This window comes from Streptomyces smaragdinus (assembly GCF_009604385.1).
Taxonomy (GTDB): Bacteria; Actinomycetota; Actinomycetes; order Streptomycetales; family Streptomycetaceae; genus Streptomyces; species Streptomyces smaragdinus.
This window is the reverse complement of record NZ_WEGJ01000001.1, coordinates 683,070-701,920: the sequence shown is the minus strand read 5'-3', so window position 1 is coordinate 701,920 and position 18,851 is coordinate 683,070. Positions and strand designations below refer to the sequence as shown.

General features: G+C 72.0%; 16 protein-coding genes. 6 read left to right on the top strand and 10 right to left on the bottom strand.

Annotated features, from left to right (window positions below; translation table 11 throughout):
- Positions 1-58: 58 nt before the first annotated feature.
- Entirely contained in the window at positions 59-934 is an 876-nt protein-coding gene (locus SRB5_RS03330; RefSeq protein ID WP_153449801.1) for an SCO6745 family protein, read from the bottom strand.
- 118 nt (positions 935-1,052) lie between these two features.
- On the opposite strand from SRB5_RS03330, the gene SRB5_RS03325 reads away from it, so the two are divergent.
- Together SRB5_RS03325 and SRB5_RS03320 are read left to right on the top strand one after the other, a co-directional pair.
- Positions 1,053-2,006, top strand: coding sequence for a GlxA family transcriptional regulator (locus tag SRB5_RS03325; RefSeq protein WP_153449800.1), 954 nt, complete (start codon positions 1,053-1,055; stop codon positions 2,004-2,006).
- 26 nt (positions 2,007-2,032) lie between these two features.
- Positions 2,033-2,683, top strand: coding sequence for a DJ-1/PfpI family protein (locus tag SRB5_RS03320; protein WP_153449799.1), 651 nt, complete (start codon positions 2,033-2,035; stop codon positions 2,681-2,683).
- A 6-nt stretch (positions 2,684-2,689) separates the two neighbouring features.
- On the opposite strand, the gene SRB5_RS03315 is transcribed toward SRB5_RS03320, so the two are convergent.
- On the bottom strand, positions 2,690-3,442 hold the full coding sequence (locus SRB5_RS03315; protein ID WP_153449798.1) for an enoyl-CoA hydratase/isomerase family protein: 753 nt from the start codon (positions 3,440-3,442) through the stop codon (positions 2,690-2,692).
- Between the two features lie 22 nt (positions 3,443-3,464).
- On the bottom strand, positions 3,465-5,072 hold the full coding sequence (locus tag SRB5_RS03310) for an ABC-F family ATP-binding cassette domain-containing protein (RefSeq protein ID WP_153449797.1): 1,608 nt from the start codon (positions 5,070-5,072) through the stop codon (positions 3,465-3,467).
- A 417-nt stretch (positions 5,073-5,489) separates the two neighbouring features.
- Here SRB5_RS03310 and SRB5_RS03305 point away from each other — a divergent pair, with 417 nt between their 5' ends.
- Complete coding sequence (locus SRB5_RS03305; RefSeq protein WP_153449796.1) at positions 5,490-5,966, top strand: ATP-binding protein; 477 nt, start codon at positions 5,490-5,492, stop codon at positions 5,964-5,966.
- On the opposite strand, the gene idi is transcribed toward SRB5_RS03305, so the two are convergent.
- Positions 5,967-6,527 carry an isopentenyl-diphosphate Delta-isomerase gene (gene idi / locus SRB5_RS03300; RefSeq protein WP_153449795.1) on the bottom strand — a complete coding sequence of 187 codons (561 nt, stop codon included), beginning with the start codon at positions 6,525-6,527 and terminating at the stop codon, positions 5,967-5,969.
- Positions 6,528-6,681: 154 nt separating this feature from the next.
- On the opposite strand from idi, the gene SRB5_RS03295 reads away from it, so the two are divergent.
- Both SRB5_RS03295 and cpt read left to right on the top strand, forming a co-directional pair.
- Entirely contained in the window at positions 6,682-7,539 is an 858-nt protein-coding gene (locus SRB5_RS03295) for an LLM class flavin-dependent oxidoreductase (protein ID WP_153449794.1), read from the top strand.
- Between the two features lie 55 nt (positions 7,540-7,594).
- Positions 7,595-8,116, top strand: coding sequence for a chloramphenicol phosphotransferase CPT (gene cpt, locus SRB5_RS03290; RefSeq protein WP_153449948.1), 522 nt, complete (start codon positions 7,595-7,597; stop codon positions 8,114-8,116).
- A 53-nt stretch (positions 8,117-8,169) separates the two neighbouring features.
- Here the strand turns inward: cpt and SRB5_RS03285 are convergent, their stop codons facing one another.
- The 4 genes from SRB5_RS03285 to SRB5_RS03270 form a co-directional block, all read right to left on the bottom strand.
- A complete protein-coding gene (locus tag SRB5_RS03285; RefSeq protein ID WP_407703871.1) occupies positions 8,170-11,355 on the bottom strand; it encodes a penicillin acylase family protein in 3,186 nt (1,061 codons plus the stop codon).
- 187 nt (positions 11,356-11,542) lie between these two features.
- On the bottom strand, positions 11,543-13,036 hold the full coding sequence (locus SRB5_RS03280) for a pyridoxal phosphate-dependent decarboxylase family protein (RefSeq protein ID WP_153449792.1): 1,494 nt from the start codon (positions 13,034-13,036) through the stop codon (positions 11,543-11,545).
- The gene (locus SRB5_RS03275) at positions 13,026-14,405 is read right to left on the bottom strand and encodes an MFS transporter (RefSeq protein WP_153449791.1); all 1,380 of its coding nucleotides are present in this window, start codon (positions 14,403-14,405) and stop codon (positions 13,026-13,028) included. The genes SRB5_RS03280 and SRB5_RS03275 overlap by 11 nt, the downstream gene beginning before the upstream one ends.
- 148 nt (positions 14,406-14,553) lie before the next feature.
- A complete protein-coding gene (locus SRB5_RS03270) occupies positions 14,554-15,612 on the bottom strand; it encodes a glycoside hydrolase family 11 protein (RefSeq protein WP_153449790.1) in 1,059 nt (352 codons plus the stop codon).
- Positions 15,613-16,318: 706 nt separating this feature from the next.
- Between SRB5_RS03270 and SRB5_RS03265 the strand changes: the two genes are divergently transcribed.
- Complete coding sequence (locus SRB5_RS03265) at positions 16,319-16,618, top strand: hypothetical protein (protein WP_153449789.1); 300 nt, start codon at positions 16,319-16,321, stop codon at positions 16,616-16,618.
- Positions 16,619-16,701: 83 nt separating this feature from the next.
- On the opposite strand, the gene SRB5_RS03260 is transcribed toward SRB5_RS03265, so the two are convergent.
- Together SRB5_RS03260 and galE are read right to left on the bottom strand one after the other, a co-directional pair.
- Positions 16,702-17,640 (bottom strand): cation diffusion facilitator family transporter, encoded by a 939-nt coding sequence (locus tag SRB5_RS03260; RefSeq protein ID WP_153449788.1) that lies wholly within the window; start codon positions 17,638-17,640, stop codon positions 16,702-16,704.
- A gap of 125 nt (positions 17,641-17,765) precedes the next feature.
- Positions 17,766-18,755, bottom strand: coding sequence for a UDP-glucose 4-epimerase GalE (gene galE / locus SRB5_RS03255; RefSeq protein ID WP_153449787.1), 990 nt, complete (start codon positions 18,753-18,755; stop codon positions 17,766-17,768).
- Between the last annotated feature and the right edge of the window lie 96 nt (positions 18,756-18,851).

The following is an 18,851-nucleotide window of genomic DNA, read 5'->3' as shown; positions in this document are numbered from 1 at the left end:
CGCATTGTGGCAGGTGCCACCGACAGCCGGGGGCGGGCCCCGCGAGATCGGCGGGCGGCTACTTCCCGAAGAGACCCTGCGGGAACGCGCCCACCGCGGCGCCCGCGAACACACCGGCGAGTCCGGTGAGCCGCTCGGTGCCCTCCGCCCCCAGCCGCTCGTACGGGCCGACGGCCAGCCGGTCCGTCTCGTACTCGAGCTCCTTGCGCAGCTCGGCGCCCCGCGGCGTCAGCTCGCCGTCGGCGTCGAGGAGTCCCCGCTCGCGCAGCCGCTCCTGGGCGGCAGCCCAGTCCCCGGCCGAGTGGCCGCGGATGGTCTGCGCGGCCCGCGTGGTGAAGCCGCGGCCGGACGCGGTGTGCGAGACCAGCGCCTCGATCCCGTCCAGACCCGCGTGGGACAGGAGCGCGATGTGCCCGTCGCCCCGGTGCTCGCGCAGCATCGTCGCCGCCTGCCAGAGTGCCAGATGCGGCGCCTTCGCCCACGGCTGGTCCGCCTCGGCGGCGTACAGCGGCCGCCCGGACCGGCCGGCGCCCTCGGCGGCGCGTACGGCGAGCTCGGCGGCCTCGGCCATCTCCTTGGACCCGACCGCCTCGTCGCCCAGCAGCCGGCGCAGCATGAGGTCGGCGGCGGCCAGCCGCGCGGCGAGCACCTGCGCGGGGGAGGCGATGGCCCAGGCGTGGGGGATGTGGCGGGAGATCAGCTCGTGGCTGAAGTTGAAGAACGTCGCCGTGACCGTACCGGGGCCGACGGCGCCCATGGCGGCGGAGCGGGCGGCGAAGTAGCCGCGCATCCCGAAGAACGAGCCGGGCGCGTCGTCGTCCGTGTCCAGGCCGATGCCGCGCATCGCTTGGGTGAACTCCGGCGAGAAGTACAGCACGGCGTTCAGCGGGTTCAGGACGTGGTGGCAGCGCCGTCCGGCGCGGGCGTCGGTCATGAACGGCAGGCTACTGAGCGGGCGCTTAGTTCGGTACCCCGGTGGATCGGCGGCGATGGCAGGAAAGGTGGGTTATTCGTCATTGCGGCCATCGCGGGCGTCCCGCGACGATGGCCGCATGACGTCGACGACCGTCCTGTTCCTGCTCTACGACGGCGTCCAGGGCCTGGACGTGACCGGCCCCCTGGAGGTCTTCGCCGGAGCGTCCCGCCACCCCCGTGCCACGTACGACATCCGTACGGCGAGCCCCGGCGGAAGCACCGTGAAGACGTTCAGCGGCCTGCGCCTCACCCCGGACCAGGACCTCGCCGCCACCCCCGCGCCCGACACCCTGATCGTCCCCGGCGGCGAGGGCGCCCTCGAGCCCGACCCCCGCGTGGTGGCCTGGCTGCGCGAGCACGCCCCCCGCTCCCGCCGCGTGGTGTCCGTCTGCACGGGCTCCCTGCTGCTCGCGGAGGCCGGGCTGCTGCGGGGACGGCGGGCGACGACGCACTGGGCGCACGCCGACCGGCTGCGGGCGTACGACGGGGTGGAGGTGGACGCCGACCCGATCTACATCCACGACGGCGACGTCTACACCTCCGCGGGCGTGACCAGCGGCATCGATCTGGCGCTGGCCCTCGTCGAGGAGGACCTCGGCCGTTCGACGGCGCTCGTCGTCGCCCGCCACCTCGTGGTCTTCCTGCGCCGCCCCGGCAACCAGGCCCAGTTCAGCGTCCAGCTCACCGCCCAGACCGCCCGCCGCGAGCCGCTGCGCGAGCTCCAGACGTGGATCACCGAACACCCCGCCGCCGACCTGTCCGTCGAATCGCTCGCCGCCCGCGCCGGCCTCTCGCCGCGCCACTTCGCCCGCGCGTTCCGGGAGGAGACCGGCATGACTCCCGGACGCTATGTCGACGGCGTACGGCTGGAGTGCGCCCGCCGGCTGCTGGAGGACACCACCGACGGCGTCGAACGCATCTCCCGCACCTGCGGCTACGGAACCCCGGAGGCGATGCGCCGCGCCTTCCTGCGCACCCTCGGCACCGCCCCCGCCGAATACCGGCGCCGCTTCCGCCCGGCGTCCGTCTGACCCGCCCACCCGAAGGAGCCACCCGTATGCAGATCGTCGTCGTCCTCTACCCCCGCTTCACGGCCCTCGACATCGCCGGACCGTACGACGTGCTGGGCCGGCTGCCGGGCGCCGAGGTCGTCTTCGTCGCCGAGGAGCGCGGACTCGTACCGAACGAGAACGGGGAGCTGTCGTTCCTGGCCACCGCGTCCTTCGACGAGGTGACCCACCCGGACCTGGTGCTGGTGCCCGGCGGGCCCGGCACCAAGGAACAGCTGGCACCGGACGGTCCGCTCGTCCGCTGGCTCCGGGCCGTCGACCCGCACACCACCTGGACCACGTCCGTCTGCTCCGGCTCACTCGTCCTCGCGGCCGCCGGCTTCCTGAAGGGGAGCCCGGCGACGTCCCACTGGAAGGTGACCGGACTGCTGCCCCTCTTCGGCGCGGAGCCGGCGTCCGAGCGGGTGGTGGAGGCCGGCAAGTACATCACCGCCGCCGGCGTCTCCTCCGGCATCGACATGGCGCTCACCCTCGCCGGCCGCATCGCCGGGGACACCGACGCCCAGGCCATCCAGCTGGCGGTGGAGTACGACCCGCAGCCCCCGTACGACGCGGGCTCTCCCGCGAAGGCCGCACCCGAGGTGCATGCGGCGTTCACCGCCCGGGAGGGCGCCCTCATCGGGGGCGAGCGGGACTGACGGACCTCACGCCGGCCAGGTGAAGCGCGGCTCCCTCCGCTCCAGGAAGGCGGCGACCCCCTCCGAGGTGTCGCCGCTGTCGCGCATCTGCGCCGCCCAGTACGCGGACCGCCCGGCGTCCGCCCGGCCGTCGGCGAACTCCTTGGCGGCGGCCTGCGTCAGCAGCGACCGCCGCGCCAGCAGGGCGGTGAACTCCGCCACCCGCTTGCCGAGCTCCCCCTCCGGTACGACCTCGTCCACCAGCCCCGTCCGCTCCGCGCGCGCGGCGGAGACCAGTTCGCCGGAGAAAAGGAGGTACTTCGCGGTGGCCGGACCGACCAGCCGCACCAGCCGCCGCGTCGAGCTCTCCCCGTACACGATGCCGAGCTTCGCCGGAGTGACACCGAACCGCGCTCCCTCCGCCGCGAACCGCAGATCGCACGCGGCGGCCAACTGACAGCCGCCGCCCACGCAGTAACCGCGCACCGCCGCCACCGTCGGACGGGGGAACGCGGCGAGCGCCTCCTCGGCCGCGACGGCCAGCCCCCGGGAATCCTCCGCCCCCTCGCGCAGCGAACCGATGTCCGCCCCCGCGCAGAACGTGCCGCCCTCCCCGGTGAGCACGAGCGCCCGTACCGCCGGATCGGCCGCCAGGCCCTCCAGCAGCACGGGCAGCTCCCGCCACATCCCGGTCGTCATCGCGTTGCGCTTGGCGGGGTTGGCGATGACGACCGTCGCCACCGCCCCGTCCCTGGCCACCCGCAGCTCACCTGTGCTCATGGCCGCATCCTAGGAGGCGCGGTCACAGCGGCTCGACGGCAGTCAGCTCCCCGTCCAGCCGCACCCACCGGGTGATGCCGATCTCGCGCAGGAACGCCGTGTCGTGGCTGGCGACCACCAGCGCCCCCTCGTACGCCGAGAGCGCGTCGACGAGCTGACGCACGCTGGCGATGTCGAGGTTGTTCGTCGGCTCGTCCAGCATCAGCAGCTGCGGCGCCGGCTCGGCGAGCATCACCGCCGCCAGCGTGGCGCGGAACCGCTCCCCGCCCGACAGCGTGCCCACCGGCTGCTCCGCCCGCGCCCCCTTGAACAGGAAGCGCGCGAGCCGGGCCCGGATCTGGTTGTTGGTGGCCCCGGGGGCGAACCGGGCGACGTTCTCCGCCAGCGTCAGCGCGTCGTCCAGCACATCGAGCCGCTGCGGCAGATAGCGCAGCGGCACGTGCGCCGTCGCCTCACCCGCCACCGGCGCCAGCTGCCCGGCGATCGTCCGCAGCAGGGTCGACTTCCCCGCCCCGTTGCGCCCGGTGAGCGCGACGCGCTCAGGCCCGTACACGTCGAAGCCCTTCACCGACCCGCCGTGACGCAGCCGCAGATCCCGCAGCGTCAGCACCGTCCGCCCGGACGGCACCTCGGTGTGCGGGAGGTCGACGCGGATCACGTCGTCGTCCCGTACGAACTGCTCCGCCTCGTCGTACCGTTCCCTGGCCTCCCTCAGCTTCTCCTCGTGCATGATGCGGTGCTTGCCGGCGGACACCTGGGCTGAGCGCTTCCGCAGCTTCATCACGGCCCGCGGTTCGCGTTTGATGGCGTACATCTTGTCGGCGTACTGCTTGCGCTTGCCGAGCTTGTCGTGCGCCTCGGCGAGCTCGCGTTTCTGCCGTCTGAGGTCCGCCTCCGCGACCCGCAGCATCCGCTCCGCCGCCTCCTGTTCGGTGGCCAGGGCCTCCTCGTACGCCGTGAAGTTCCCTCCGTACCAGTGCACCTCGCCGTCGCGCAGATCGGCGATCTGGTCCACCAGGTCGAGGAGTTCCCGGTCGTGGCTGACGACGATCATCACCCCGGACCAGGACGCGACGGCCGCGTACAGCCGCTCGCGGGCCTCGAGGTCGAGGTTGTTCGTCGGCTCGTCCAGCAGCAGCACCTGGGGCCGGGAAAGGAGCAGCGCCGCCAGATGCAGCAGGACCGACTCGCCCCCGGACACCTCGCCGACGGTGCGGTTCAGGCCGATGTGCTCCAGGCCCAGGGAGTCCAGGGCGGCGCGGGCGCGTTCCTCGACGTCCCAGTCGTCGCCGACCGCGGCGAAGTTCTCCTCGGTCGCCTCGCCCGCCTCGATGGCGTGCAGCGCCCGCCGGGCGGCGGCGACACCCAGCGCCTCGTCGACGCGGACGCCGGTGTCCAGGACCACGGTCTGCGGCAGATAGCCGATGTCGCCGGCGATACGGACCGAACCCGCCGCCGGCGCCAGCTCACCGGCGATGAGCTTCAGCAGCGTCGACTTGCCGGAGCCGTTCAGACCGATCAGGCCGGTGCGGCCCGGGCCCACGGCGAGGTCGAAGTCCTCGAGGACGATGCCGCCGTCCGGCCAGTGGAAGACGAGCTGCGAGCAGGTGACGAAAGTCGGGGTAGACATAAGGGACGAACCTCCCGGAGGTCGCGGGGCTGGGGGAAACGCGACCAGCCGGCGTTACGGGAGGTGCCACACGAGAGAGGTCCGGGTCAGGACGAGGTGCCCTGCAGGGACGGGAGTGGCTGCTCCAGCCGGAGGTCGCACGTGCCGGCACACGGCTGATGGAGCCGCGGGGCAACGGTGCATTTTCGACCTCAGACGAGCAACTGCCTTCTCCTGTCAACGACTGCAGGGCACATTTGAAGGTACGGCACCCGGGACGGCCTCAGCAACGCATTTATTCGATCTCAACACTCGCCGGCATATGCGTATCCGGTCGGAAGGCGTCCAAAGATGGCCAACTTCTGCTCGACAGACGGTTGAGCTCCCATGATTCCCAACACTTCGGGGTGTGAGTGGAGGCGAAGGCAGGAGCCGTCGATGAACGAGCTCGGGAGCATCCCCGCCGAGCCGGGCTCGGCAGCTCCGGCGCCGTACGAAGGGGTGTGGAGATTCACCGCACCCGCCCTGGACTCGTCCGTCCCCCAGTCCCGGCACGCGGTACGGGACCTCCTGAACCGCCAGCGGGTCCCCGTCGAGGACGAGCTGATCCACGGTCTGCTGCTCATCGTCTCCGAGCTGGTCACCAACGCCGTCCGGCACGCGGCGCTCCTCTCCCCCCAGATCGGGGTCGAGGTCGCCGTTACCGCCGACCGGGTCCGGGTCTCCGTGGAGGACCAGCACCCGTACCGGCCCAAGGCGCTGGAGACGGACGGCGACGAGACCGGCGGGCGCGGGCTGCTGCTGGTGAAGACGATCACCGCCGAGGCCGGCGGGGTGTGCGACGTACAGCACACCGCCACCGGCGGGAAGGTGATCTGGGCCTCGCTGCCGCTGCGGACACCGCGGTCCGGCTGACTACCAGCCGCCCGCGGGGCCCGTCAGCTCGCGGATCGTGGGCCGGGCGGCGTCCAGTACGGTCATGAACCAGGCGGAGAACGGGTCCTGCGCGTGCCGCTTCTCCAGCTCCTCGGCGGTCACGTACACCGTCTGCGCGACCTCCTGCGGGTCGGGCTCCGGCTCGGCCTCGACCAGCCCGGCGAAGAGATGGTTGAACTCGCGCTCCACCAGCCCGGAGGCCGGGTCGGGGTGGTTGTACGACACCGTCCCCGCCTCGCCCATCAGCACCGGCGAGACCCCCAGCTCCTCGTACACCCGGCGCGCGGCGGCGCCGAACGGCGACTCGCCCGGGTAGGGGTGGCCGCAGCAGGTGTTCGACCAGACGCCGGGGGAGTGGTACTTGCCCAGGGCCCGCTGCTGGAGGAGGAGGCGGCCGCGCTGGTCGAAGAGGAACACGGAGAACGCGCGGTGCAGCCGGCCGGGCGGCTGATGGGCGGCCAGCTTCTCCTCGGTGCCGATGGTCCTGCCGGTCTCGTCGACGAGTTCGAGCATGATGGTGTCGCTGGGTGAGGTCGGCATTTACTTCCTTACGGCGTCGGTCGGCGTGGCTTAAGTCTGCCCCACCGGGAAGCCCGCGCAGGAGCAGACTCCCGGTTTCGCGTGTCCGGTTCCGCCGGAGATCTCCCCGGGGCGCGGTGTTGTCAGGGGGGCGTGAGCGGCAGAGAATGCGCGGATGCGCTTTTCGATCAACATTCCCAACTTCGGGGACTTCGCCGATCCACGTGCCGTGGCCCGGGTCGCGGAGGCGGCCGAGCAGGCCGGCTGGGACGGTCTGTTCGTCTGGGACCACCTGCTGCACCGCCGGCACGGCGACCGCCCCTTCGGCGACCCCTGGATGCTGCTCACCGCCGCCGCGCTGGCCACCTCGCGGATCCGGCTCGGCACCCTGGTGACCCCGGTGGCCCGCCGCCGCCCGCAGCAGCTGGCGCGTCAGATCGCCACCCTCGACCACCTCAGCGGGGGCCGGGTGACCTTCGGCGCGGGCCTGGGCGGGCCGGTCGAGGACGAGTACGGGGCCTTCGGCGACGTCACGGACCCGGTGGAGCTGGCCGGGCGGCTGGACGAGGGGCTGGAGCTGCTCGGCCGCTTCTGGTCGGGCTCGCCGGTGACCCACTCCGGGACGCACTACTGGGTGGCGGACGTCACGCTGAATCCTGCGACGGTGCAGCAGCCGCGTCCGCCGGTGTGGGTGGCGGGGTTCTGGCCGAACCGCCGGCCGATGCGGCGGGCGGCGCGCTGGGACGGGGCGGTGCCGCTGTTCCTGTCCGCGCGGCACGGGGTGGTGCCGCCGCTGGACGAGGTGCGGGCGCTGGTCGCGTACCTCCGCGATCAGCGGGAGGGCACGGAACCGTTCGAGATCGTGCTGGGCGGCGCCACGCCGGGGGACCCCGGCCGGGCCGCGGACGTGATCGGGCCGCTGCGGGACGCGGGGGCGACGTGGTGGGACGAGCGTCAGCTGCAGTCGGGGCCGGATCTGGACAGCCTCCCGGCGGTGATGCGGCGCATCGAGCAGGGGCCGCCGGCGCTGTAATCCTGCTCGCGCGGCGCCGGGCGCGACGCCTATCGTGGCGCCCGTGACGCCACAGATGATCATCCTCAACGGGGGCTCCAGCTCGGGGAAGTCCGGGATCGTACGCTGCCTGCAGGCCGTACTCCCGGACCCCTGGCTGGCCTTCGGCTGCGACTCGTTCGTCGACGCCCTCCCGGCGAACCTCCAGGACGCGGACGCGGGAATCACGATCGCGCCGGACGGCACGGTCGAGGTCGGCGAGGACTTCGCCACGCTGGAGCGGGCCTGGACGGAGGGCATCGTCACGATGGCCCGCGCGGGCGCGAGGATCATCATCGACGACGTCTTCCTGGGCGGCGCCCGCTCCCAACAACGCTGGCAGAAGGCCCTGGGAGACGTCCCGACCCTCTGGGTGGCGGTCCACTGCGCCCCCGACACGGCGGCGGCCCGCGAGATCGCCCGAGGCGACCGCACCCGGGGCATGGCGGCGGCCCAGGCCCTGACGGTGCACGAGGGAGTGACGTACGACGTGAAGGTGGACACGACGCACACGGAGTCCCTGGAGTGCGCCCGTACGATCGCCGCGCACGTCGGATAACCGTGGCGATGCCGCCGCCGTACAGGACGGCGGCGGCATCGTGGTGCCGGGGACTACTGGGCGTACACCCCGATCTCATACAGCGAGTACCGGTTGTCCGTCCCCCTCGTCTGCAGATTGATGCGGACGTAGCGCGCGTCCCTCGGGGTGAAGGAGCGGTTTTCGTTGCCGCCGGAGCCTGCCGTGGTGGTGTGGACCGTCGTCCAGGTCGCGTTGTCCGAGGAGAGCGCGATGGTGTACTTGATCGCGTACTGGTCGGACCAGTCCAGGTTCACCCGGCCCACCTTGCGGACCGCCTTGAGGTCGACCGTGATCCACGCCGTGGACTCCGTCTTGCTCGCCCAGCGGCTGTCCGGGTCGCCGTCGATCGCCTTGGCCGGCGGGTACGAGACAATGATCGCGTCCTGGTAGTCGGAGGCCGTGACCGCCGCGCCCCGGGCCATGTTGGTGAGGTTGTCGGAGCGGGTGGCCGGGAACTCCACGACCTGCTGGTACGTCGGCCGGTTCTGCCACGCGATGCGCTGGACCGTGATGCCGCCCATCGCCTTGTGGACGATGGCGTCCGCGCACACCTGGTCACCCGCGTCGCAGGAGTCGTCCGCGGGGTAGACCGTGGTGGCGGGCTGGGCCGCGGCCGTGGCCAGGGTGTTCAGCAGGATCGTCCGGCAGGACGCGACCGTACCGCTGCCGCAGTACGTGCGGTCCAGCGGCGAGGCCACGCTCCGGCCCAGCACCGACCGCAGATCCTTGTCGAGGTGGTTCCACCACCCGTGCTGGAACGCCGACCCCCGGTGCGCCCCGGCGGCGATGCCCGTGTCGACGGCACCCGAGCCGTTCTGCCCGCCCGACGGGGACTCGTTGATCGTCCCCACCGCGGTGAGCGCCTGGTACGCCTCCGTACCGAGCTTCGGCTTGAAGACGCCCTCGACCAGCAGCGGCCACCAGGCGTCCAGCGTCTGGATCGCCCGGGCGTTGCGGTATACCTTGTCGCCCTTCGCCGCCTCCCGCCGCTCCGACCCGGCCGCCAGCCACGCCCGCAGATCCGCCACCGCGGCGGCCTGCGCCGGGTCACTGATCGGCGCGGTGCCGATGACGTCGAGGATCACCGGCAGCACCTGCTCCGCGCGCAGATCGGTGGCGCCGGCGTCCTCCATCGCCTGCGTCAGCTTCGCCCGGGTCACCCCGCCGGCCCGCACCAGGTCGGAGACCCGCTTGTCCAGCAGGTCGACACGGTGCACCGCGCCGCCGTCGCCCCAGTTCGAGGCGTAGCCGGCGGCCTGCTTGTTGTTCCAGCTGACGTAGTACGCCTGGTCGTTGGACTGCGGATGCGCCGACGGGGCGGTGACGTCGGAGGTGTTGACGGCCGGGTTCCAGTGCTGCCACTCGTACGCCGGCTTGCCCCAGATGGGCTGGTCGGGGTCGGTGTCGGCGGCCCGGACCGGGTTGACCCCCGAGTTGTAGTACGCGGTGTGCCTGGAGTCGGCGTAGAACCAGTTGAAGGTGTAGCCGATGTCCCGGGCCGCCGTCTGGAAGGCGGACGCGGACGTGATCACCGAGGGGTTGTTGAACTTCTGGAACCCGATGACGGAGTCCAGCTCGTGCTGATACGTGGACCGCAGCGCCGTGTACGCGACGGGGACGCCCCCGCTGACGCCGGTGTGCGTGACCATGCCGTACGCCGAACGCAGCGACGTCAGGTCGTACGACCCGTCCTCCGTCGAGTCCGCCATAGTCGGCGACCAGGAGTTGTGCACCGTCAGCTTGTCGAACGCGGTGCAGACGCCGCGCAGCAGGTAGTACTGCGACCGGACGGTCGGCGTCGCGCCCGACGGCTCGCACAGCTGGACGGCGAAGGTGTCGGTGATGTCCTGGTTGGCCGAGGTGGCGCTCCAGGCGTAGTCGATGCCGCGGCCGATCTCCACGTAGAAGCTGATGCCGGGGAAGGACGCGCCGCGCGCCCGCAGGCCCGGACCGTCCAGCTCCTGCACCATCAGAAGCTGCGGCATGTAGTACCCGGTCTGCGGACCGAACACGGCGACGGGGTTGCCGGACGCGGTGTGCTCACCGGACACCACCAGGGCGTTGGACATCCCGTGCTTGCCGGAGATCAGGTCTCCGGGAAGCACACCCTCCGCGGTCTTGGCCGCACTCGTCGCTCCCGTGCCGGTGGCGTTCGAGATGTGGTTGTACGCGGTGACCGAGCCGCTGTCAGGGGTGGCGACACCCACCGGCGAGGCGGGGCTCGCGGCGTACGGGAACGAGGCGCCGGAGACCGTGGTCACGGCCTCGGCGTCGTTCTGCGCGCGCCAGGCCTTGTACGCGGTCGCGCCGGCCGTGGCGCCGTACTGCTTCTGCAGCGCCATCTTGGCCAGGGCGTTCTCGACCTCGCCGCCGCCCCCGCTGCCGAAGATCGCGCCGATGACGGAGGCGATCGCGACCACGTCGGTGGGCTTGAAGTCGGCGATGGAGCTGCCGTGACCCGTGAGCTCGTACTCGCCCGGGTACGTCAGATCGCCCACCGTGTCGTCGATGAACGCGTTGATGCCCGCCACGTAGTCGCCGATGTCCTGCACCGCCTGCGAACCCTGCGAGCCCGAGGCCCGGATACGGTCCAGCTGGGCCTGCAGATCCGGCTCCTGGTAGGCGGCGACCGCCCACAGGCTCTGCTCCAGGTCCCGGTTGCCCGCCGCGCCGCCCGCGAACGAGGACAGCTGGCCCCGGCCGACGTGCCGCAGCAGGTCCATCAGCCACAGCCGGTCCTCGCCGGCCGCGTAGCCGGCGCCGAACTCGGTGTCCGAGCGGGTGGTCCCCTTGATGTGCGCGGTGCCCGTGGCCTTGTCCCGCGTGATGGTGACGCCGGAGCGCGGTGCGTACGCCGAGTCGACCTGGTCGGGGGCGACACCGAAGGAGGCGTCCACGAAGTAGTTGGCGAGCTGGTCCTCGGTCAGACCGGAGTAGTCGTGGAGCAGGTTGTCGTACTTCTCGATCTGGTCGTTCGAGTGCGCGGGGCGGGTGCCGATCGTACGGTGCAGCAGGATCCCGGCCAGCGTGGCGTGGCCGTTCTCACCGGGGGTGAGGATGTCCAGGCACTGGCCCAGGCACGGGTCCGAGGCGCCCGGCTGCGGATCGGACGTCGCCGAGGCGTCGGTGGCACCGGTGGTGCCGGACAGCGTGCACGCCAGCAGCGCGGCGGCGGTCACCAGCGTGGCGACGGACCGGGATCTGCCCCGGCGGCGGATGCGAAAGCGGTTGCTGAACGGTTTCAACGCAGGGGTCTCCCGGTTTCGTTCGTGGGGGCACTGGGATGGCGCCCCCGCACGCTACGCTCGGGTAACCCCCTGGCGTAAGAGGGCGTACACGTCGGCCGGGTAATTCAACGATCACCAAACAGTGCGGAGTTGGACGATCCGGGACGGTGCGGCCGGCTCATACGCGGAACACCGATCCGATGAACTCCGCGAGCAGCCGCTCCTTCAGCCGCGGCGGCAGCGCGTCCAGCAGGGCGAGCACCGGTGCCATCCGGGCGGGCAGACCCTGGCCCCCCTCGCCGCCGAGCCCGGCGAAGGCCAGGAAACCGGCCACGTCCTCCGGGGACAGGGTGTCGGGGTCGAGGCCGGCCGCCAGCTCGGCCAGCCCCGGGTCCACCACGGCCGGTTCGAGGGTCCGCGCGGCGGAGAGGGCGTCGGTGAGGTCGGCGAGCAGGGCCCCGACCCGGTCGACGGTCGCGGGGGTGAGCGTGAGGTGCAGGTTGGGCGGGAGGCCGTCGAAGGAGAGCTGGGGCTGGAGGTACCAGCCGCGTTCGCGCATCTCGTCGGCGAGGTGCAGCACGAGGCTCAGGTCGGGCTCACCGCCGGGTCCGGTCACCGTGAAGGCGACCAGGCTGCCCGCCGGCTCACCCAGCACCCGTACCCCCTCGGCCGCCCGCAGCCCCGGCACCAGCTCCGCGGCGGCGTCCGCGATCTGCCGCGCCAGGTCCGTGTAGCCGTCCTCGCCCAGATGCCGCAGCACCGCCCACGCCTGGGCCAGCAGCCCGCCCGACTTGGTGCCCTGCACCGTCGGGTTGACGACCGGATACCCCGGCCAGCCGGCGTGCGCGAAGTACTGGTGCCGCCGCAGCTCCGCGTCCCGGTACAGGACCACGGACGCGCCCTTGTCGGCGTACCCGTACTTGTGCAGGTCCACCGACAGCGACGTCACCCCGGGCACCGCCAGCCCGAACGGCGCCACCGCGTGCCCGGCGCGGGCCAGGAACGGCAGGAACCAGCCGCCGATGCAGGCGTCGACGTGACACAGCACCCCCCGCTCGGAGGCCGCCGCCGCGATCTCGGCGACCGGGTCCATGACGCCGTGCGCGTACGACGGCGCCGACGCCACGACCAGCGCGGTCCGGTCGGTGACCGCCGCCGCCATGTCCGCCGCCAGCGCCCGGAACGTCACCGGGTCGACCGGGACGACCACTGGCTCCAGGCCCAGGTAATGGGCCGCCTTGTGGAACGCGGCGTGGGCGGTGGAGGGCAGTACCAGCTGCGGCGCGGTCACCCCGCGTACGGCGCGGGCGTGGTCGCGGGCGGTCTTCACGGCCAGCAGGATCGACTCCGTGCCGCCGCTGGTGAACGTGCCCTGCGCCCCGGGCGCGCCCAGCACCGCCGCCACGGCGCCGACCACGTCGTTCTCCAGCCGGGCCACGCTCGGGAAGACGGTCGGGTCGAGGCCGTTGACGGTCGCGAACTCCCGGTACGCGGCGGCCGCCAGCTCGTCCACCTCGGGCAGGCCGGGGTCGTAGACGTAGGCGAAGGTCCTGCCTCCGCGCGTCGGGGCGTCGGCGGCGCGCAGCTCACGCAGCGCGGCCAGCAGCTCGCCCGTGGGGCGGCCGGCCGAGGGGAGGGCTGCGGACTCGTCGGACTTGGGGTCAGCCGGCATGGTGGCTCTTTTCTTCGGTACGGGTGGTGGATTGTGCGGGGATCGCGGCCTCGAGGCGCGCGGACTCGCGCCCGTAACGGGCCAGGAGCAGCAGCGCGGCGAGCGAGAGAACGGCCGGCAGCAGGCTCATCCCCGCGGCGATCCCGGTGAGGGCGGCGGAGGGCTGCGCCACATGCTCGTCGGCGTCGGACGAACGGAACCCGGTGAAGGCCAGGACCAGCGCGAACACCCCCGGACCCAGCGCCATGGCGAGCGTCTCGGCCGCGGTCCACAGCCCCGTGAAGGTGGCCGCCCGCCGCCGCCCGGTACGCCGGGTGTCCGCGGCCAGGGTGTGCGCGAGCATGGTGAGCGGCAGCAGCTGCAGCCCCGCGTACGCCACCCCGACCAGCGCCACGGCCGCGTACCCGACGGCGGGCGCGGTGTAGGGCGTCAGGAAGAGCAGCGCCGCGGCGGCGGTGAAGAGCAGCGAGGCGCACCACTGCGCGTACACCGTCCCCCGGGCCCGGGCGAGCCGGTTCCACAGCGGCATGACCAGCACCAGCGGCCCGATCATGCAGGCGAACAGCGGTGTGACGGCCCCGGCCGAGTCCAGGGTGTACGTCGCGAAGTACTGCGTCCCCGCCAGCATCACGCCCACCGCGGCGGCCTGCACCGCGTACATCCCGGCGAGCGCGGCGAACGCCTTGTTCTCCCGCCCGGCGGCCAGCTGGGCCCGCAGCGACCCCTCCGCCTCACTGCGCGCCACCACCGGCGCCCGGCGGGTGGCACGCCAGGCGCCGAACATCCCCGCGGCGAGCAGCGCGCCGATCACGACGCCCATGGTCCGGTAGCCGGCCGTCGAGTCGCCGTCCCGCTGCGCGAGCGCGGGCGCCAGCGCCCCGGACACCAGGATGGCGGCGCCCAGGAAACCGACCCGCCAGCCCAGCACCCGCCCCCGCTCCACGGGATCCTCGGTCATCTCGGCGGGCATCGTCACGTACGGCACCTGGAACACGGCGTACGCGGTGGCCGCCAGCAGGAAGAGCACCGCCACATAGACGGCGGCGCCGACGCCGTGCAGCGGCGGGGCGGCGAAGATCAGGGCGAACAGCGGGGGCAGGGTTGTCGCGCCCGCCAGCAGGAACGGCCGGCGCGAGCCGCCGTGCGCCCGGCTGCGGTCGGCGGCGGCGCCGATCAGCGGGTTGACCAGCACGTCCCATGCCTTGGGCAGGAAGACGGCGGCGCCGGCCACGGCGGCCGGGACGGCGAGCACGTCGGTCAGGTAGTAGAGCAGGATCAGCCCGGGGACGGTGCCGAAGGTGCCGGTGGCGAAGGAGCCCAGCCCGTAGCCGACGCGTACGGTACGGGGCAGGGGGGTCGTATCGGTCATAGGGGCGCGTTCCAGGGCTGGTAGTGGCCGGTGGATGATCGGAACCACGTTCGCCCATGAACCGCCGCCGTGGGAAGCGTCGGTGATCAACAATCTCGTACGGCCGTACCGCGGCGCGGCACCCGTGCGGGGTGCCGCGCCGGGGGTCCTACGAGGCGCTGCAGCTGCCGACCGACGGCGCGGCGGTGTTGGAGCCGTTGACGGTGAAGCCGAAGCTGGCCGTCTGTCCCGCGCTCAGGGTGCCGTTCCAGCCGGCCGGGGTGACGGTCATGACGTTCCCGCTCCAGCTCGGGGTGCCGTTCCAGACGGCGCTGACGGTCTGGTTGCTGCCGAAGGTCACGGGGACCCGCCAGTTCCGCACGCCGCCGCTGCCGGCGGTGATGGTCACCTCGCCGTTGAAGCCGCCGTTCCACGAGGTGGTGGTGGCGTACCGGGCCGTGCAGGCGCCGGACCCGGACGGAGGCGGCGTGGTGCCCCCGTTGCCCGGCGGGGGAGTGGTCCCGCCGCCGCCCAGGGTGATGTTGGAGCTGCCGGAGCTCTGGTAGCCCTCGGTGGCCATGATCATGTAGTAGTTGAAGGCCCCCATCCGCATCCCGGCGGCGTTCCAGGCGTCGAAGTGGGTGCCGGTGTTGATGGAGCCGCTGGTCCGCTGGTTGTTGCGGACGCTCCAGTACTGCTGGAAGGTCTTGGTGCCTTCCACGGACGGCTGGTTGACCCGGGTGGACTCGTACATCGTGTACGTACCGCCGTCGGCGTTGACCGTGCCGCGCTGCGAGCCCGCGGAGCCCGGGTTGTACGGCCCGTGCGCCTCCACGATGTAGTACTCGACCAGCGGGTTCGAGGTCCACCCGTACAGCGCCAGATACCCGTTGCTGCCCGGGTTGAAGGTCCCGGAGTACGTCACGGTCCGCCGGCTGCCGTTGCTCCAGCCGAGCCCGCCGACCCAGTTGTTGGTCCCGCTCCACTGACTCCGGTACGCCCCGGCGGCGCCGAGCGTCATGGTGACGGTGCCGGGGGAGTCGGTCCAGAAGGAGTAGTAGTACCCGTTGTAGGTACCGGTGGCGTTGTTGTTGAGCACCTGATCGGCACGGGCCGTACCGGGCAGCAGCAGCCCTGAACCGGCGGCCACCAGCGCCCCGGCACCGCCGATCAGGAGCTTTCTACGACTGACGGGCTGAGGGTTCGAGCTTTCGGGGGCGTCGCTCATGCGTGCGTTTCCTCCTCGCGAATGGAACCGTCGGTGACCGGGAGCCACGCCGAGTGGGGTCGGCGTTCATCGACGAGGGGACATCGGTGAGAGCGTCACAACAGTCGGGCCTGGCGGGGTGGTTGTCAACAGTTCCCGCAACAATCCCGAAACTAATTCGGAACCAGAGATGGCTTCTGCCCTGGTCTGGATGCCGGAAGACGGTTATCGACGGATCAAGCGCGCAAGCTTCCCGGTCCACACCTTCCGAAAAGTTTCGAACCCATTGCCGGGCCCTCGAAAAGCTGACGCCTGGACGACGGGGGAACGCCGACGGCGCCGTACTGCGTACGATCACGCCGGAGCGTGACTCCCGCCTGAGTTCAACGGGCCTCGGCTCACTGAACACCGGCATCTGGCCGTGCCAAGACGGCGCCTCCGCGGAACCCAGTTGCGTACATGTCGCGCTGCGGGGGAATCCGCGGCCCGCGAGCCCGTACGTTCGGATCAAGCGATGTCAGACGTGCGGCTTGGATTGGGCCCATGACGCCTGGCCACTCCGATCCCAAGGTCCAGGTCACCACCCTGGACCAGCTGGTGAGCTGGTCCACCATCAGAACACCATCTACGACGCCTCCGACGAGATCGTCGCCCGCAATCAGCAGTACGCCCCTGGCTTCGGCGAACCCGGCAGCTTTGTGGCGGCCCTGAGAGAGACCTGCGGCCGATGCTGTACCAGGCCGTCGCGTCCTTTCTGCGGGAGACGGACGAGGACGTGAGCGACGCTGCCGCCGTCACCGCGATCCTCCTGGCCGAGCACCCGGCCCTGGCCGGGCATCGCGAGCACCTCGTCCCGTCAGCCCGCCGCATCCTGGCCAACGGCAACAACGACGCCGACAGGCATGTCGCCTGGAGGGCACTCAAAGCATGGGGGCAGGACGTTCCCGAGGCGGACCCCTGGGAAGAGGAACCGCACGACTGGGAGCCTCACAGCGATGGTCGCGGCGATCTGGAGCCTCCTTTCTGAGGAGTTCCCCGTCGCGAAGCACCTCGGCGTCGAAAAACCGAACCCATGCACCCTGAGTTGTGCAAACTCACTGGGGGCCGACGTCAATGACACAGCCGCGCCTCATGCTCCGCATGCCCCCGAGGCTCCAGCTGGAACGTGCAGTGCTCCACGTCGAAGTGCTCCCCCAGGCAGCCCTGGAGATCGTGCAGGAGCTGTTCGTGGCCCACCGCGTTCAGCGTCGACCGCGACACCACCACATGCGCCGACAGCACCGGCATCCCCGACGTGATCGTCCAGACGTGGAGGTCGTGGAGGTCCTCCACGCCCGGGAGGGCGAGGATGTGGGCGCGGACCGAGGCGATGTCCACGTCGCGGGGGGCCGCCTCCAGGAGGACGTCCAGGGCCTCGCGGAGGAGTTTCAGGGTGCGGGGGATGATCATCGCGCCGATGACGAGGGACGCGATCGGGTCCGCCGCGCGCCAGCCTGTGATCATGATCACGGTGGCCGAGACGATCACCGCGAGGGAGCCGAGGGCGTCCGCCAGGACCTCCAGGAACGCGCCGCGGACGTTGAGGCTCTCGTGCTGGCCCCCCATCAGCACCGCGAGCGACACCAGGTTCGCCACCAGGCCGATCGCGCCGAAGAGCAGCGTCAGCCCGCCGTGCGTGTCCGCCGGCTCCACGAAACGGGCGATCGCCTCGTACAGGACGTACCCGCCGACCCCCAGCAGCAGCACGCAGTTCGCCAGCGCCGCCAGGATCTCCGCCCGGGCCAGGCCGTACGTGCGGCGACCGCTCGCCGGGCGGTTCGCGAAGTGGATCGCCAGCAGCGCCATCGTCAGGCCGACCGCGTCCGTCGCCATGTGCCCCGCGTCCGCGAGCAGCGCCAGCGAACCGGACAGTGCCGCGCCGACGAGCTCCGCCACCAGCACCGTCACGGTCAGCGCGAGCGCGATCCGCAGCCGGCCCCGGTACGCGGCCGACACCGTCCCGGCCGCACCCGGGGGCAGGCCGTGCGCATGGTCGTGACCGGCACCCATGGCGGATCCTCCAGACGGTGGGGGCCGGGCGGGTAAAACGCCCGGGCCCCACAGTGAACTACGGGGAGGGGGTATGGAGCAACACGGCACTGAACACCGTTGTCATCGTCTGACCTGCGGAAACGCTATCCCGCCGCCCGCGCCTCGGGATGCCGCAGCACCCAGCCCTCCCACGCCGAGGTGACCATGTCCCGCAGATCCCGCCGCGGCGTCCAGCCCAGCTCCTTCTGCGCCAGCGCGTACGAGGCGACCGACCGCGCCGGGTCCCCCTCCCGCCGGGCGACCACCACCGCGGGCTCCCGGTGCCCGGTGACCTCCGCGATCATGTCGGCCATCGCCCGGACGGAGACACCGGTGCCGCTGCCCAGGTTGACCGTCAGATCGCCCGACGCCCCGGGCTGCGCGAGCCGGCGGGCGGCGGCGAGGTGCGCCTCCGCCAGATCCTCGACGTGGATGTAGTCACGGATGCAGGTGCCGTCCGGCGTCGGGTAGTCGTCGCCGAAGATCTTCGGGGCGTCCCCGCGGGTGAGCGCGTCGAAGAAGAGCGGGATGACGTTGAACACACCGGTGTCCGCCAGCTCCGGCCGCTCGGCGCCGGCGATGTTGAAGTACCGCAGGCACACCGTCGCGAGGCCGTGCGCCCGCCCGGCCGCCCGTACCAGCCACTCGCCGGCCAGCTTGGTCTCGCCGTACGGGCTCATCGGCGCGCACGGGGTGTCCTCGGTGATGACGTCGTCACCCGGCGGGGTGCCGTACACGGCGGCGGAGGAAGAGAAGAGGAAGCGGCCGATGCCGGCGCCGACGACCTCGTCCAGCAGGACGGCCAGCCCGTGCAGGTTCGTCTCGTAGTACCAGATCGGCTGCTCGACGGACTCCCCGACCTGCTTCTTCGCCGCGCAGTGCACGACGCCCGTCACCCCGTGCCGGTCGAAGGCCCTGCGCAGCGCCTCGCGATCCAGATACGAGCCGCGGACCACGGGGACGCCCTCCGGCAGCCGCGAGGGGACACCGGAGGAGATGTCGTCGAGGACGACGACGCTCTCACCCGCGTCCAGCATCGTCCGCACCACGTGGGCTCCGACGTACCCGGCACCGCCAGTGATCATCCAAGTCATGCGCCGACCCTACCCGCCGCCCCGCGTACGCAGCAGAGGCCGGGGACCCCCGACGACGCGGTTTGTCGCGCTCCCCGGCCATGGACGATGATGATC